14 protein-coding genes are annotated in these 15,854 nt (G+C 42.9%); 7 read left to right on the top strand and 7 right to left on the bottom strand.

Translation table 11 applies throughout. The annotated features are described in order from the left end of the window. Positions 1–264: 264 nt before the first annotated feature. The 6 genes from cpdA (at position 265) to ftsP (ending at position 8,570) form a co-directional block, all read left to right on the top strand. Complete coding sequence (cpdA, locus tag AC4IFO_RS07750; RefSeq protein ID WP_490733259.1) at positions 265–1,104, top strand: 3',5'-cyclic-AMP phosphodiesterase; 840 nt, start codon at positions 265–267, stop codon at positions 1,102–1,104. Positions 1,105–1,110: 6 nt separating this feature from the next. Then, positions 1,111–1,692: an esterase YqiA gene (yqiA, locus tag AC4IFO_RS07745; protein WP_490733257.1), complete on the top strand. Its 582-nt coding sequence runs from the start codon at positions 1,111–1,113 to the stop codon at positions 1,690–1,692. An 87-nt stretch (positions 1,693–1,779) separates the two neighbouring features. After that, complete coding sequence (gene parE / locus AC4IFO_RS07740; RefSeq protein ID WP_490733255.1) at positions 1,780–3,675, top strand: DNA topoisomerase IV subunit B; 1,896 nt, start codon at positions 1,780–1,782, stop codon at positions 3,673–3,675. A gap of 34 nt (positions 3,676–3,709) precedes the next feature. After that, positions 3,710–5,965, top strand: coding sequence for a DNA topoisomerase IV subunit A (parC, locus tag AC4IFO_RS07735; RefSeq protein WP_490733253.1), 2,256 nt, complete (start codon positions 3,710–3,712; stop codon positions 5,963–5,965). Between the two features lie 97 nt (positions 5,966–6,062). After that, positions 6,063–6,806 carry a 1-acylglycerol-3-phosphate O-acyltransferase gene (locus AC4IFO_RS07730; protein ID WP_490733251.1) on the top strand — a complete coding sequence of 248 codons (744 nt, stop codon included), beginning with the start codon at positions 6,063–6,065 and terminating at the stop codon, positions 6,804–6,806. 345 nt (positions 6,807–7,151) lie between these two features. After that, the gene (gene ftsP / locus AC4IFO_RS07725) at positions 7,152–8,570 is read left to right on the top strand and encodes a cell division protein FtsP (RefSeq protein WP_490733249.1); all 1,419 of its coding nucleotides are present in this window, start codon (positions 7,152–7,154) and stop codon (positions 8,568–8,570) included. Between the two features lie 68 nt (positions 8,571–8,638). On the opposite strand, the gene AC4IFO_RS07720 is transcribed toward ftsP, so the two are convergent. Then, a complete protein-coding gene (locus tag AC4IFO_RS07720) occupies positions 8,639–9,253 on the bottom strand; it encodes a LysE family translocator (RefSeq protein ID WP_490733247.1) in 615 nt (204 codons plus the stop codon). Between the two features lie 248 nt (positions 9,254–9,501). On the opposite strand from AC4IFO_RS07720, the gene folA reads away from it, so the two are divergent. Then, positions 9,502–9,999: a type 3 dihydrofolate reductase gene (gene folA, locus AC4IFO_RS07715; RefSeq protein ID WP_490733245.1), complete on the top strand. Its 498-nt coding sequence runs from the start codon at positions 9,502–9,504 to the stop codon at positions 9,997–9,999. A 100-nt stretch (positions 10,000–10,099) separates the two neighbouring features. Here folA and AC4IFO_RS07710 read toward each other — a convergent pair whose 3' ends face one another. The 6 genes from AC4IFO_RS07710 to surA form a co-directional block, all read right to left on the bottom strand. Further along, complete coding sequence (locus AC4IFO_RS07710; protein ID WP_490733243.1) at positions 10,100–10,921, bottom strand: serine protease; 822 nt, start codon at positions 10,919–10,921, stop codon at positions 10,100–10,102. 303 nt (positions 10,922–11,224) lie between these two features. Further along, positions 11,225–12,052 (bottom strand): bis(5'-nucleosyl)-tetraphosphatase (symmetrical) ApaH, encoded by an 828-nt coding sequence (gene apaH, locus AC4IFO_RS07705; RefSeq protein ID WP_490733241.1) that lies wholly within the window; start codon positions 12,050–12,052, stop codon positions 11,225–11,227. A 2-nt stretch (positions 12,053–12,054) separates the two neighbouring features. Continuing rightward, the gene (gene apaG / locus AC4IFO_RS07700) at positions 12,055–12,432 is read right to left on the bottom strand and encodes a Co2+/Mg2+ efflux protein ApaG (RefSeq protein WP_047755704.1); all 378 of its coding nucleotides are present in this window, start codon (positions 12,430–12,432) and stop codon (positions 12,055–12,057) included. An 18-nt stretch (positions 12,433–12,450) separates the two neighbouring features. Then, positions 12,451–13,260 (bottom strand): 16S rRNA (adenine(1518)-N(6)/adenine(1519)-N(6))-dimethyltransferase RsmA, encoded by an 810-nt coding sequence (gene rsmA, locus AC4IFO_RS07695; protein ID WP_273838202.1) that lies wholly within the window; start codon positions 13,258–13,260, stop codon positions 12,451–12,453. Further along, positions 13,257–14,249: a 4-hydroxythreonine-4-phosphate dehydrogenase PdxA gene (gene pdxA / locus AC4IFO_RS07690; RefSeq protein WP_490733238.1), complete on the bottom strand. Its 993-nt coding sequence runs from the start codon at positions 14,247–14,249 to the stop codon at positions 13,257–13,259. Before pdxA ends, rsmA begins: the two co-directional genes overlap by 4 nt. After that, entirely contained in the window at positions 14,233–15,552 is a 1,320-nt protein-coding gene (gene surA / locus AC4IFO_RS07685; RefSeq protein WP_490733236.1) for a peptidylprolyl isomerase SurA, read from the bottom strand. Before surA ends, pdxA begins: the two co-directional genes overlap by 17 nt. Positions 15,553–15,854: the final 302 nt, after the last annotated feature.

Genomic DNA, 15,854 nt, shown 5'->3' with positions numbered 1-15,854 from the left:
ACTAATTACTCGTCATACTTCAAGCTGCAAGTGTGTTGGCTGCACTGCGCAACCCAAGTCACATACTAATGTATGCTCCTTGGGATAGTTTCGATTGCCGCCTTCTTGCAACTCGAATTATTTAGCGTAATTAAGCGTGTTTTTTGGGGTAATGAAGAAAATTCATAAGCTAGATAAGCTAACTGTCAGTGCGTTGAGTTTTTGTATAGTTGTAATGAATAGAATAGGTTAAGTATTAACAATATTGACGGAAAAGGAAGACTTTTGGATAGCCAGCTTGAAGTGACTGCAAAGCACTCTAACATTGTGAGAATTTTACAGGTTACTGATACGCATCTGTTTGCAGATACAGAAAACACCCTGTTAGGTGTAAACACCTATAAAAGCTATCAGGCGGTACTTGATGCTATCGCAGCACAAAATCTCCCAATTGACTTGATCGTTGCAACAGGGGATTTGGTTCAAGACCAATCACCAAAAGCTTATCAACACTTTGCAAAAGGCATTGAACGTATTCCTGCACCTTGTGTTTGGCTCCCCGGAAATCATGATTATCCGCCTGCGATGGTAGAAAGCCTGCGGGTGGCTGGAATTTCGAGTGCAAAACAGATTTTGATTGGCGAAGAATGGCAAATTCTTATGCTAGATAGCCAATTGCAAGATGTGCCTCACGGTGAGCTTTCTGAGCAGCAATTAGAATGGATGAAAGCGAGTTTGGATGCGGAGCCTCAACGCACCACATTAGTGATGCTGCATCACCATCCTCTACCATCGGGTTGTACATGGCTTGATCAGCACAGCCTAAGAAACTCACATATCTTAGCGGATTATTTAAAAGGCTATCCGAACGTGAAAGCGATGCTTTGCGGGCACATTCATCAGGAAATGGATGAAAATTGGCATGGGATCCGTTTATTAGCCACGCCATCGACTTGCGTTCAATTTAAGCCACACTGTACAAATTTTGCCTTAGATACTGTCGCTCCAGGTTGGCGATACCTAGAGTTAAGCGTGAATGAAAAAGGGCAAAGGCACGTTACGACAACGGTGCATCGCTTAGAAACACGCGAATTTAGCCCTGATTTAGACTCAGACGGGTATTAATTCGCGATGGCTACATTACTCTACATTCATGGTTTTAACAGTTCGCCATTATCGGCAAAAGCCAATAGCTTAAAGCAATGGGTTGAGACTAATCATCCTCATATTAATATGATTGTCCCCCAATTACCGAATTTCCCTGCGCAAGCCGAAGCTATGTTGGATGCGATTATTCAACAGCATCGACATGAGCAAATTGGTTTAGTTGGCTCGTCCCTTGGCGGCTATTTTTCTATTTGGTTTTCAGAGCGTTATCAACTTCCCGCGGTGGTGGTCAACCCCGCAGTGCGCCCGTTTGACTTGCTACAAGACTATTTGGGTGTCAATATTAACCCCTATACCCACGAACAATATGTTCTGGAACCGAAACATATTGGCGAGCTGAAAGCGTTACATATCGAACAGCTTTCTGCACCTAATCGAATTTGGTTGTTACAACAAATGGGCGATGAAGTACTTGATTATCGTGAAGCTGTTACCTATCTTTCAAAGTGTAAACAGACTGTAGAACCTGACGGTAATCATGCCTTTATTGGTTTTGACGCTTACTTTTCTCAAATTGTCCATTTTCTTCAATTGGTAGAGAAATAGTGCTAAAACGCATGAACACTGTTATTATCAACAGTAACTCACTGATTGAATAGTTCAATTAATCACCTATTACCGCAGAATGACAACATGACTCAATCTAGTTATAACGCAGAGGCTATTGAAGTCCTCAGTGGTTTGGAGCCTGTTCGCCGTCGCCCGGGGATGTATACAGATACCTCGCGTCCGAACCATTTGGCTCAAGAAGTAATTGATAATAGTGTCGACGAAGCGCTTGCTGGGCATGCGGGGCACATTGAAGTTATTTTACACGCTGATCAATCCATTGAGGTGATTGATGATGGGCGGGGAATGCCTGTTGATATTCACCCAGAAATGAAAGTTCCAGCGGTTGAATTGATTTTAGGCCAGTTGCATGCTGGCGGAAAATTCTCCAATAAAAACTACCAATTTTCAGGTGGTTTGCACGGTGTTGGTATTTCCGTTGTTAATGCGTTATCAAAACGCATTGAAGTAACTGTGCGCCGTGATAGTCAGGTATATCAAATCGCCTTTGAAAATGGCGATAAAGTCGAAGATTTGCATGTGATTGGTACTTGTGGGAAGCGTAACACAGGAACCAGCGTGCATTTTTGGCCTGATGAGAGCTATTTTGATAGTCCGAAATTTTCAGTTTCCCGTTTAACCCATAACTTAAAAGCCAAAGCCGTTTTATGCCCTGGCGTGAAAATCACGTTTAAGGATCAGCTCAACAATACTGAGCAAAGCTGGTGCTATAGCGATGGGTTAACCGATTATTTAATGGAATCTGTTGATGGCTTAGAAGCGTTACCAGAAAAACCCTTTACTGGGGAGTTTTCTAGCGAAACAGAAGCGGCCCAATGGGCGCTGTTATGGCTACCAGAAGGTGGCGAGCTGCTGACCGAAAGCTATGTAAACCTGATCCCGACAGCGCAAGGTGGTACTCACGTCAATGGATTACGCCAAGGCTTGCTGGATGCGATGCGTGAATTCTGTGAGTTCCGCAATATCTTGCCACGTGGAGTAAAGCTATCTGCGGATGATATCTGGGAGCGCTGTACCTATGTGCTTTCAGTGAAAATGCAAGACCCACAATTTGCAGGGCAAACTAAAGAACGTCTGTCTTCACGCCAATGTGCGGCTTTTGTTTCTGGCGTTGTCAAAGACGCCTTTAGCCTGTGGCTAAACCAAAACGTACAAATTGCGGAACAACTGGCGGAAATGGCGATTTCAAGCGCACAACGCCGGATGCGTGCCGCGAAAAAAGTGGTGCGTAAGAAGCTAACAAGCGGCCCTGCATTGCCGGGCAAGCTGGCGGATTGTAGCTCGCAAGACTTAAAAATGACTGAATTGTTCCTCGTTGAAGGGGACTCGGCAGGGGGCTCAGCGAAGCAAGCCCGCGACCGCGAATATCAGGCGATTATGCCACTGCGTGGTAAGATACTGAATACATGGGAAGTTTCTTCTGATGAAGTGTTAGCTTCACAAGAGGTTCATGATATTTCTGTGGCGATTGGTATCGACCCTGATAGCGAAGATTTAAGCCAGCTACGTTACGGTAAAGTGTGCATCCTTGCGGATGCGGACTCGGATGGTTTGCATATCGCGACATTACTGTGCGCGTTATTTGTTCGCCACTTCCCAACTTTAGTGAAAGCGGGGCATGTTTATATGGCAATGCCACCGTTGTACCGTATTGATTTAGGCAAAGAAACCTTTTACGCATTAGACGAAAGTGAAAAAAATGCGGTTCTCGACAGGTTAAGCCGTAAACGTGGTAAACCCAACGTTCAGCGCTTTAAAGGGCTAGGGGAAATGAACCCACTTCAATTGCGTGAAACCACGTTGGACCCTAATACTCGTCGCCTTGTTCAGTTGATCATCGATGATGAAAACTATCAAGAAACCCTTGCAGTGATGGATATGCTTTTGGCGAAAAAACGCTCAGAAGACCGCCGCAATTGGCTGCAAGAAAAAGGCGATATGGCTGAAATTGATGTCTAACATCCTGCGATAAAAAGAGTAAGGAACGAATTGAATGAGTGAAATTACTCATGATGGTGTGGAGCGTTTACCGCTTCATGCCTTTACTGAAAGCGCCTATCTAAACTATTCGATGTACGTCATCATGGATAGGGCGCTGCCGTTTATTGGTGATGGGCTAAAACCTGTTCAGCGTCGTATCGTGTATGCGATGTCAGAACTGGGCCTGAGCAATAACGCTAAATATAAAAAATCAGCAAGAACCGTCGGTGACGTGTTAGGTAAATACCATCCGCATGGTGATAGCGCGTGTTATGAAGCGATGGTGTTAATGGCGCAGCCGTTTTCTTATCGTTACCCATTAGTGGATGGTCAAGGAAACTGGGGAGCACCCGATGATCCGAAATCATTTGCTGCGATGCGTTATACAGAATCACGTTTATCAAAATACGCCGAAGTATTACTGAGTGAGTTAGGCCATGGTACGGTTGATTGGGTACCCAACTTTGACGGTACGATGAATGAACCGAAAATGTTGCCTGCGCGTTTACCTAATATTTTGTTAAACGGTACTACGGGGATTGCGGTCGGGATGGCAACGGATATCCCGCCACACAACGCCCGTGAAGTGGCAGAAGCCTTGGTTGCCTTACTGGAAAAACCGACCCTGAATCTTGATGAGATTATGGGGTATATTCCGGGCCCTGATTTCCCAACTGAAGCTGAAATTATCTCTTCCCGTGAAGATATTCGTAAAATCTATCAAAACGGCCGTGGCTCAGTGCGTATGCGTGCGGTATGGGAAAAAGAAGATGGTAATGCGGTCATCACGGCATTACCTCATCAGGTTTCGGGGGCTAAAGTTCTCGAGCAAATCGCGAGCCAAATGCGTGCGAAAAAATTGCCGATGGTGGAAGATTTACGTGATGAATCTGACCATGAAAACCCAACACGTTTAGTGATTGTTCCACGCAGTAATCGCGTTGACCTCGAACAAGTGATGACTCACTTATTTGCCACAACGGATTTAGAAAGAAGCTACCGCGTTAACCTCAACATGATCGGCTTAGATAACCGCCCTGCGGTGAAAGGCTTGGTTGAGATATTAACAGAGTGGATTGCGTATCGTCGCCAAACTGTGCGTAACCGCTTGAATCACCGTTTAGACAAAGTTTTAAGGCGTTTGCATATTTTAGACGGTTTATTAATTGCTTATCTAAACATTGATGAAGTTATCGAAATTATCCGTACTGAAGATGAGCCAAAATCAGTGTTGATGTCCCGTTTTAATATTTCGGACACGCAGGCGGAGGCTATCTTAGAGCTGAAATTACGTCATTTAGCCAAATTAGAAGAGATGAAAATCCGTGGTGAACAAGACGAATTAGCAAAAGAGCGTGATGAGCTACAAGCGATTTTAGGTTCAGAGCGCCGTCTGAATACGTTAATTAGAAAAGAAATTCAGGCTGATGCAAAAGCCTATGGTGATGATCGCCGTTCTCCACTCCATGAACGCGAAGAGGCGAAAGCCATGAGCGAACATGAAATTCTACCTTCAGAGCCAATTACTGTCGTGCTGTCTGATATGGGGTGGGTGCGTAGTGCGAAAGGCCATGATATTGAGCCAACCAACTTGAACTATAAAGCGGGTGATGGCTTTAAAGGTGCAGCCCGTGGTAAATCGAACCAAGCCGCCGTATTCCTTGATACGACAGGGCGTAGCTATTCGGTTGATCCGTTGGAATTGCCATCTGCACGTAGCCAAGGTGAGCCTCTAACGGGTAAATTAACGCTACCACCGGGTGCGACAATTGAGCATGTTCTCATGGCGCCAGAAGAGCAAAAATACTTGATGGCGTCAGATGCTGGCTATGGTTTTATTTGTACATTTAATGACTTAGTGACAAAAAATAAAACTGGTAAAGCATTAATTTCGTTACCAGAAAATGCAAAAGTGCTGGCACCGATTGAGCTTAATAACGAGCAGGAAGATTTGTTATTGGCAATCACCAAAGCAGGGCGCATGTTAATTTTCCCTGTGGCCGATTTACCTCAGTTATCAAAAGGTAAAGGCAACAAAATTATCAATATTGCAGGGGCACAAGCGGTAAGTGGTGAAGATGTATTAACTTGGTTGATGATTTTGCCTGTTGGTGCTTCAATGACACTGCATTTTGGTAAACGAAAACTGAAATTTAAAGCTGAAGATCTACAGAAATACCGTTCGGAACGTGGCCGCAAAGGGACATCGTTACCGCGTGGAATGCACAATATTGAGCGTATCGATATCGAGCCAGTAGATAACGCATAACAATAAATTTAATGGGTGCCTTATCAAGGTTTGATATTGGGCACCAAAGGTTAAAATTCATCGCGGAGTACGAATACTCCGCTAATTTGGGGTTAGTATGTTAGCGCTTATTAGAGCGATTATTGTCATTATCTACACCATCCTTGTTTGTGTGGGCGGTGCTATCTATTGCTTATTTAGCCCACGCAACCCAAAACACGTGATGACCTTCGGCCATATGTTTGGGCGCTTATCGGTTGTTTTTGGTCTTAAAGTGATCAATCGCGTGCCTAAAAAAGCCAAAAGCTATGGTCCAAGTATCTATATTGGTAACCACCAAAATAACTACGATATGGTCACCATGTCCAATGGCGTGTTGCCTAGAACGGTGACGGTAGGTAAAAAAAGCTTGGTATTTATTCCATTCTTTGGTTTTTTGTATTGGATCACGGGGAATATTTTGATCGACCGCGCGAATCGTTCGAAAGCACATAACACGATCTCCCAAGTAGCCGATCAAATCAAAAAACGTAAGATTTCCGTATGGATGTTCCCTGAAGGTACACGCAGCCGTGGTCGTGGTTTACTGCCATTTAAAACCGGTGCTTTTCATGCTGCTATTGCTGCGGGTGTGCCGATTGTACCAGTGTGTGTATCCAGTACGCAGGGTAAAATTAAGTTAAATCGTTGGAATAATGGCCATGTTATCATTGAGATGCTAGAGCCTATCGATACCTCAGCCTATAGCCGAGATCAGGTTAGAGAGTTATCGGAATATTGCCATTCATTGATGGAAGCCAAAATCAAAGAGCTTGATTTAGAGGTTGAAGAAATGAATAAAAAAATGAAAAAAGCATCATAAATTAAGCGGTAACTCAAAAAGGGCAATGCATAATCATTGCCCTTAGTTTTATCGAGTCCTGCCAATTAACATTAAGCAGTCGTTTTTTCTGCTTATATTCTTTCCTAATTAATAATCCACACAATTTATAATTCTATTAATTAATTTTTTATATATTAGAAAGATATTTTTAGAATTTAATCTTTTTTCGCGATATCATGGCTCGCAAAATTAGCGAAGTAGCAAATTGTTGTCTATAAGACGTATTATTACTAGCGCCAATCTAAAATTAGCCAATCCAAAGGCTAAAAATTTTGAATATCTAACAATAAAATGCGCTGGAATGTTTTTTTTAGCGGAGAATTTATGTCATTCAATCGATGCCAAGCCCTCGTTGCGGTAGGGTTGGCTTTGTGTGTTTCCTATGCGCCAATGAGTGCCTATGCGGAGAGCACTAGAGAGTTACCCGTGCCTCCACTGCTGGAATCGCGCTCTGGGCAACCTCTGTTTTTAACATTGCAAAAAATCCATTGGTCTTTTGATGGAAAGTATTCTGCGGATGTGTGGGGGGTAAATGGCTCTTCACCAGGCCCGACTGTCAAAGTTAAAAATGGCGATGATATCAAACTGATATACAGTAACCGCTTACCCGAAGCGGTTTCCATGACAATTAGCGGGCTGCAAATACCGGGAACACAAATTGGTGGTGCGGCAAGGCTGATTTCGCCTAACGCAGATTGGTCGCCAGTGATCCCTATTCGCCAGAATGCGGCCACGCTTTGGTACCATGCAAATACTCAAGGAAAAATGGGGCAGCAAATTCATAATGGATTATTGGGTATGTGGATCATTGAAGATGATGTCACAAAAAACCTTCGCTTGCCTAACCATTATGGCGTAGATGACTTCCCCGTTATCATCCAAGACAAACGTTTGGATAACTTTGGCGTGCCTGAGTATAAAGCTGAAGAAAATGGCTTCCTCGGGGATACATTATTAGTCAATGGTGTGCAAAACCCCTATATCGAAGTGTCTCGCGGCTGGGTACGTTTGCGGTTATTAAATGCATCGAATTCACGAAATTATGTGATGAAAATCAGCGATGGTCGCCCATTTGCAATGATTGCGTCAGACCAAGGCTTATTAACAGTTCCTGTCAACGTTCAAGAATTGCCACTTGCACCGGGTGAACGACGTGAAGTATTGATCGATATGGCGAAAACGCAGGAGCTGACTATCACCGCAGGTGAGTCTGCTACGTTTATGGATAGGCTTAAAGGGCTGTTTGAGCCTTCAAACAGCTTGATTTCAACGAACGTACTGACCATCAAAGCAACGGGTTTGATGTCGTTAGTAACTGACGGCTTGCCAACACAGTTGACAGAAGACAAGACGCAAGTGACTTCCAGTATTACACAAAGGGATATTCACCTTAATGATGGCTTTGGCATCAATAATTCCACTATAGATACCAACCGTGTGGATATCAATAGCCGCCAAGGTAATTGGGAACGTTGGATTGTCACTACGAATGAGCCTCAGGCATTTCACATAGAAGGCGTACGCTTTAAAATCATTAATCGTAACGGGCAACCAACACCACCAGAAGACTATGGTTGGAAAGACACTGTTTGGGTTAATGGGCGTACTGAACTATTAGTGCAGATGATGCAGCCTTCCTACAACCATTTTCCATTTTTGTTTTATAGTCAAAATTTAGAAAAAGCGGATTTAGGTTCAGTGGGGCAGATGGTGGTTGTGCCGCAAGAAACGATACAATATTAATTATTAGTCACAAAACAAAAAGCAGGCACTTTATTTAGCGCCTGCTTTTTTATACTCAAAATTAATGATTAGCTAAGTGCAACACGAATTCCGAAAGCAATTAAAATGACGCCAAGCACTCTATCGACGTATTTTTGTACTTTGGCTAAGCCTTTTCGTACAGGGGCGCTTTGGATAAGAAACACTAAAATAGGCCAGTAAATAACGGCTAATCCCCAAATAATAAAGGCAAACCACAGTTTTTCTCCAAATGTTGAGTTGATGTCCAACACTTGGGTAAATACGGCAAGAAAGAACAACGTAGCCTTGGGATTGAGCACATTGCAAAGAAACCCCTGCATAAAGGCTTTTTTAAAGGAAACAATTTCGTGTTGAGTGGTGTTCAAATCAACTAAATTGCTCGACTGTGGTAATAAGCTTTTAACGCCTATCCACACTAAATAAGCAGCACCTGCGTACTTTAAGATGTTAAATAGCCATGGCGTAGTGGTAATCAGCACGGCAAGGCCTGCAACGCAATAAGACATATGCAAGGCAATGGCTGCAATCACACCAAAAGCTGTCATAAGTGCCGCAGAACGTTGGTAGCGAGCGGCATTTTTGACAATCAGGAAGAAATCAGGCCCTGGTGAAAGCATTCCTAAGGCAGCAATTGTCGCTACCATAATACTGGTTTCGTACATGATACAATCTCTATGTTTAACCCTGTTTTCGGCTTACTGCGGTAGGAACCATTTTCGACTAAATGTTGCTACTTTCAGAGAGGAAAACAGGCTCTTTTATGATTTTTAATGTTATTTCTGGTCTTAATTTTAGCAATTCGAGTATAAGTGATTCAAAGCTGTTTAAGGAAGTTTAAATTTAGTCGACGAAGCAAATCTCTTTACGTATAGTGTGCTCAATTTTTATATTTTGCTTCTAAGGTGAGTAAATGAATATTAGCTTAATCGCAGCAATGGCGATCGATCAGGTTATCGGCATGGAAAAAGCGATGCCTTGGAATTTACCGGGGGATCTGGCGTGGTTCAAACGAAATACGTTAAACAAACCCGTGATTATGGGCCGTGTGACCTATGAATCTATTGGGCGTCCATTACCGCAGCGAGTCAATATCGTACTGAGTAGCCAACCTGCAGGTGCGGATAATACCGTTATTTGGGTGACTTCTATTGAAGAGGCGCTCGCTGCTGCACAAGCAATAGAAAATGTGGAAGAAGTGATGGTGATTGGTGGTGGTAAGGTTTACCAACAATTTCTCCCATTAGCCAATAAGCTTTATTTAACACATGTTGATGCAGAAGTGATTGGTGATACGCATTTTCCTGCATATGAACCCGATGAGTGGGATTCTATCTTTACGGAATATCATGAGGCAGATGAAAATAATACTCATGGGTATTGTTTTGAGGTTCTGACTAAAAGAGACTAGTATTTTAGTCAGCGAAATAAGTTGCACGTGATTGTGTCATCATTGTTGCAAAGATTAATGAACCCCTAAAGCTAAAATCTAGCTTGGGGGGATTATTATTTTACTTATTTGAGTTTATTACTGAGTTTATCCAGTCACTATATTTAGATACTCGAGTAAATGATTTTGCAGGGGGATTCAGAGAACGCGAGATCACACCAATAATGACACTTTCACCTTGTGCATTTTTTGCAATTAATGGACCTCCTGAATCACCGCTGCTGGCACTTCCAGTTTCATCACCTGCACATAGACTAAACTCGGGCTCAAAGTTGGTTGCAATATCAGCGTCTGGAAAATCAATACAAGCGCGATCTGCGAGTATTTTTATCTCTTTTTTCTGTAATTTCTTAGGAATTTGATCATTACTACCAATACCAAAACCAATAATTGTCACATCATCGCCTATATTTATTGGGAGTTGATTGGGCAAGCTATCATATTTAATAAAAGGAACATTCTTGATAGGGTGGTCAATTTTTACTAATGCAATATCGCCACTACTATTGTTTTCTTTACTACCATCCGGTAATGGTGAATACCATTTTTCATTAATAACGATTTTCTCAATATTAGCTTTGTACAGATAGCTGTCAGGGTAATAAGAGTCTCTTCCTATATAAGCAAACAGCTCTCTATTCTTGTCATCAACACAGTGAGCCGCTGTTAAGAGCCATGAGTCGTTGAGCATTACACCATCACAATAATGTTTATTTATATTACTATCATTACTATAATTTAAATCAACTAAATACGGATATTCGCCTTTCTTAGCATCATGGCCATTTATAATATCATTATTGATTTTTTGAGCAAAGACACTTGTATTAAACATTAATGAAATAATAAATAAATTATAATAATTCAATTTATTTTTTTTCATATAATATATCTCCAATTTTTAAAAAATTAATATTTGAAAGGTTTGTTATTTCAGCGGTGTGCTGCTTTGGGTATTTATAGCATTTCAAAATGAACTTTTAAAATACATGAATTTTAAAAGAGTTATTTATTATTTTAATTGTATATTCAATTTTATTAATTCTTTTTATGTTATATCGGTTTATATATTTATAAATAAAAAATCCTAATAGAAAGAGACAAAAGGGGGAGAAAGCGCGTTATAATAAGAAAAAATGACGCACTATGGCGTCATTTAAATATCAGTAAATCTCGGGTTTAAACGCTATTCTTTACGGCTTTTTTGGTAGGATTTTTGGCGGTGATATTGCTTAGTTTCCCAATGGAGTAACGTTAAGTCGCCTCCCCAGCAACAACCTGTATCCATTGCATACACGTTATCTGGTGTACACTTTCCTTCCAGTGATGCCCAATGGCCAAAAAACACGGAATAATCTTCAGGTAGCTGGCTAGGTAAATCAAACCATGGCTTTAAAGGGGCAGGGGCTTTTTTCGGATTTTCTTTGCAGATCATATCCAATTGGCCATTAGGGAAACAGTAGCGTAAGCGTGTCAGTGCATTGGTGCTAAAACGTAAGCGAGCAAGCCCCATCAAGCTATCAGACCAATTATTCGGCATGTCGCCATACATTGAGTCAATGAATAAAGGATAGGCATCACTGGAAAGGACAGCTTCCACTTCCCTTGCACACATTTTGGCTGTTTCAATGTCCCACTGAGGTGTGATCCCTGCATGGGTCATGACTATTTTGCGCTCTTCATCGATTTGCAGCAGTGGCTGGCGACGTAGCCAGTTAATTAGCTCATCTAAATCAGGCGCATGCAATAATTCATCAAGGTGGTCTTTCGGCTTATTGCGGCTAATTTTGCAGTAGATACCAAGCAAATGAAGGTCATGATTGCCCAGAACTAAGCGAGCAGAATCACCCAAGCTTTTGACATAACGTAAAACTTGCAGCGACTCTGCACCACGAGCGACGAGGTCGCCGGTTAACCATAGAGTGTCTTGTTGCGGGTCAAAATTGACACTGTCCATCAATTCACGTAATTCACGATAGCAGCCGTGAATATCACCTACTATATATGTCGACATAATTAATTAATCAGTGTTGGAATTGCCAGACGAAAAGCAGGGATATCCACATGGAAATTATCCCCTTGCGTACTAATCATCACGTAATAGCCTTCCATCGTCCCCATTGGTGTTTCAAGAACGGCACCGCTGGTATAACGATATTCGGTTCCTGGCTGAATGATTGGCTGTTCGCCCACAACACCTTCACCTTGAACTTCGGTTTTATGGCCATCACTGTTCGTAATGAGCCAATAGCGGCTCATTAATTGGATGGGATCGCGCCCTAAATTGCGAATGCAAATGGTATAAGCAAATACATATCTGGCAATATCGGGCTGAGATTGGCTCTCGATGTAGACACTCTGAACTTGGATGCTCACATTCGGCTCGTTAAGCATAGTGCCTCCTTCAACATTCTATTCTGATCGGTTAGAAAGATAGTTTGCCATTTTGCAGTACTGTTCAACAGAAATATTTTCGGCACGGGTGCTTAAGTCGATGCCTAATTCGGTTAATTCTTCAACGCTAAATAAATCACCAAGACTGTTACGGATGGTTTTACGGCGCTGATTAAAGGCCTGCGTGGTGATCCGACTTAAGAACTTAATATCTTTAACAGGATATGGATTCTCACGGTGCGGGATCAAGCGGACAATGGCTGAGTCTACTTTTGGTGCTGGAGTAAATGCCGTTGGTGGCACTTCAAGAACAGGCACGACGTTACAGTAATATTGCGCCATCACACTCAAGCGGCCAAAGGCTTTACTGCCGGGACCTGCAACTAAGCGGTTAACCACCTCTTTTTGCAGCATGAAGTTCATGTCAGCAATGGAGTTGGTGAATGTGAATAGGTGAAACATTAATGGCGTGGAAATATTGTAAGGCAAGTTACCAAAAACACGTAGTGGCTGGCCAGCTTGTTTAGCCAATTCACCAAAATCAACGGTCATCGCATCTTGCTGAATGATCGTTAATTTATCTTTGAGTTGCGGATGGACGTGTAAACGCGCCGCAAGGTCACGGTCAAGTTCGACTACCGTCATTTTTTCAATACGGCTACCGACAGGCTCCGTAAGTGCGCCTAAACCGGGGCCGATTTCAACGATGGATTGACCCGGCAGAGGGTTCATTGCATCAACGATGCTGTCGATAATAAATTGGTCAGTTAAAAAGTTCTGCCCGAAACGTTTGCGGGCAAAGTGCCCCTGATGGACTCGATTATTCATGTATTCTTAGATGTCATTTGGATAGCTAATGTCAATGCGGTGATAAAACTTCCCGCATCTGCATGACCCGTACCTGCGAGCTCAAGGGCTGTGCCATGGTCAACGGAGGTACGGATAAACGGTAGGCCGAGGGTAATATTTACCGCTCTACCAAAACCTTGGTATTTTAACACAGGAAGACCTTGATCGTGATACATTGCTAAAACTGCATCAGCGTGGTCTAAATATTTGGCTTGGAACAGTGTATCAGCAGGCAGTGGCCCGACTAAATGGATGCCTTGTGCCCGCAAACTTTCCAATGCAGGTTCAATGGTATCAATTTCTTCCGTACCCATGTGGCCGCCTTCTCCTGCATGAGGATTCAGCCCACAGACGTAGATAACGGGTTTTTCAATGCCAAACTTAGTTTGCAAGTCATGATGTAAAATGGTGATGACTTCATGAAGGCTTTGTTGCGTGATGGCGGCTGAAACGTCTTTTAACGGAAGGTGTGTTGTTGCAAGGGCTACGCGTAATTCTTCTGTTGCCAGCATCATAACAACGCGCTCACAACCACTGCGATCAGCAAAAAACTCGGTGTGCCCACTAAAAGCAACCCCAGCATCGTTAATAATGCCTTTATGTACAGGCCCTGTCACAATGGCGGAAAACTCACCTGTTAAGCAACCATCACAGGCTCTAGCAAGCGTTTCAACCACATAGTTGCCATTATTGACATTAAGCTCACCTGCTTTCACAGAAGCATTTAATGGCACAGAAACGATGGATAGATGGCTTGCTGTGTGCGCTTTAGGCACCTCACTTGGCATATATTCACTTAACGTAAGTGGCAAGTTTAGTATTTTAGCGCGCTCAAGTAACAAGCTGGGATCTGCGCAAGCAACAAGCTCAACAGGCCATACCTGTTGAGCGAGCTGGATAAGCAAATCAGGGCCAATCCCGGCGGGTTCACCGGGAGTAATCACAATCGGCTTAGTTAGATTTTTCATCTTGAGCTTGGTTATCGCGACCATCAACAATTTTCACGTAAGCGGAAGCTCGTTGTTCTTGCATCCAGCTTTGCGCTTCTTCATTAAATTTACGGTTGAACAGTAAACGGTAAGCTTGGTCTTTTTGTGCTGCATCCGTTTTATCAACACTGCGTGTGTCTTCTAACTGAATTAAGTGCCAGCCAAAACTTGAAGGAACGGGTTGGCTTAACTCGCCTTTATTCAGTTTCATCAATGCATCACGGAATGCTGGGTCGTAAATATCCGGCATATTCCAGCCAAGTTCCCCGCCTTTTAATGCACTACCCGGGTCTTCTGAGTTTTCTTTCGCAGCATCTTCGAATGACACTGCACCAGAACGGATATCTTGGGCAATTTTATTCAGTTTTTGTCTTGCTTGTGCATCATCCATAATTGGAGATGATTTAATCAAGATATGACGCGCTTTTACTTCAGTCACAGAGATAGGCTGGCTACCACCACTAACATCGTTCACGCGTAAAATATGGTAACCAACACCTGAGCGGATTGGCCCTGCGATATCACCTTTCTTCGCATTTTTTAGCTGTTCAGCAAATACGACTGGAAGCTCTTGCAAACGTGACCAACCCATGTTTCCGCCTTTAAGCGCTTGAGGGTCAGCAGAGTATGCAATGGCTAACTTACCGAAATCACCGCCTTTTTTCAGGTCAGCTAAAATTTTGTCCACTAATGCTTCCGCGGTTTTGAGCTGCTCTGGTGTTGGGTTTTCTGGTAATGGGATCAAGATGTGACTTAAATTGACGCCCATTTCATAATTAGCTTGCGAACTCATTTGCTCAGCAAGAGCATCAACTTCTTGTGGCAAAATGGTGACGCGACGGCGAACTTCGTTATTACGAACTTCGGCAATCAGCATTTCTTTGCGGATTTCACTGCGGTACTGGTTCATGTTGATGCCATCAGCGGTTAAACGCTGTTGCATTTGTTCCAGTGTTAAACCATTTTGACGTGCAATATCAGTGATAGTTGCAGTTACTGCTTCATCTGGGATATTGATCTGCATTTGGCTTGCCATTTGCAGCATGATGTTATCCATCACCAAACGATCAAGGATTTGATGACGTAGCGTTTGATCATCAGGGATCTGCTGACGTGCGTTCTGTGCATTCAGTTTAACTGTGTTGATCATATTCTGGATGTCACTTTCCAGCACAACTCCGTTATTGACAACCGCAGCCACCTTATCCATTTGCTGTGGCGCAGCCAACGTAGCAGAGCTTGCGAACATCAGTCCCAGAATAAGCGTTCTCCAATTCTTCATAATGGTCCTATATATTGACTTTGAATCCGCTAAATGCGGGCTAATACGTTGTTTATTCGTTTTACTCGTCATACTTCAAGTTGCAGTGTTGTTGACTGCACTCACTCGCGCAAGTCACATACTGATGTATGCTCCTAGCGACTCGCTCATTTGTCGCCTAACTGCACCTCGAATTATTTAGAGTAAATACCCTTAAATATTCAGGGTAAATACAGTCATACTTCGAGTTGCAGTGTTGTTGACTGCACTCACTCGCGCAAGTCACATACTGATGTATGCTCCTAGCGACTCGCTCATTTGTC

This window comes from Providencia sp. UF-224 (assembly GCF_058245955.1).
This window is presented reverse-complemented; position numbering and strand designations above follow the sequence as displayed.

Bases quoted from the DNA above. Each gene is read 5' to 3' on its own strand.
- yqiA (WP_490733257.1), top strand. From the start codon at position 1,111: ATGGCTACATTACTCTACATTCATGGTTTTAACAGTTCGCCATTATCG.
- parE (WP_490733255.1), top strand. From the start codon at position 1,780: ATGACTCAATCTAGTTATAACGCAGAGGCTATTGAAGTCCTCAGTGGT.
- parC (WP_490733253.1), top strand. From the start codon at position 3,710: ATGAGTGAAATTACTCATGATGGTGTGGAGCGTTTACCGCTTCATGCC.
- AC4IFO_RS07730 (WP_490733251.1), top strand. From the start codon at position 6,063: ATGTTAGCGCTTATTAGAGCGATTATTGTCATTATCTACACCATCCTT.
- ftsP (WP_490733249.1), top strand. From the start codon at position 7,152: ATGTCATTCAATCGATGCCAAGCCCTCGTTGCGGTAGGGTTGGCTTTG.
- AC4IFO_RS07720 (WP_490733247.1), bottom strand. From the start codon at position 9,253: ATGTACGAAACCAGTATTATGGTAGCGACAATTGCTGCCTTAGGAATG.
- folA (WP_490733245.1), top strand. From the start codon at position 9,502: ATGAATATTAGCTTAATCGCAGCAATGGCGATCGATCAGGTTATCGGC.
- AC4IFO_RS07710 (WP_490733243.1), bottom strand. From the start codon at position 10,921: ATGAAAAAAAATAAATTGAATTATTATAATTTATTTATTATTTCATTA.
- apaH (WP_490733241.1), bottom strand. From the start codon at position 12,052: ATGTCGACATATATAGTAGGTGATATTCACGGCTGCTATCGTGAATTA.
- apaG (WP_047755704.1), bottom strand. From the start codon at position 12,432: ATGCTTAACGAGCCGAATGTGAGCATCCAAGTTCAGAGTGTCTACATC.
- rsmA (WP_273838202.1), bottom strand. From the start codon at position 13,260: ATGAATAATCGAGTCCATCAGGGGCACTTTGCCCGCAAACGTTTCGGG.
- pdxA (WP_490733238.1), bottom strand. From the start codon at position 14,249: ATGAAAAATCTAACTAAGCCGATTGTGATTACTCCCGGTGAACCCGCC.
- surA (WP_490733236.1), bottom strand. From the start codon at position 15,552: ATGAAGAATTGGAGAACGCTTATTCTGGGACTGATGTTCGCAAGCTCT.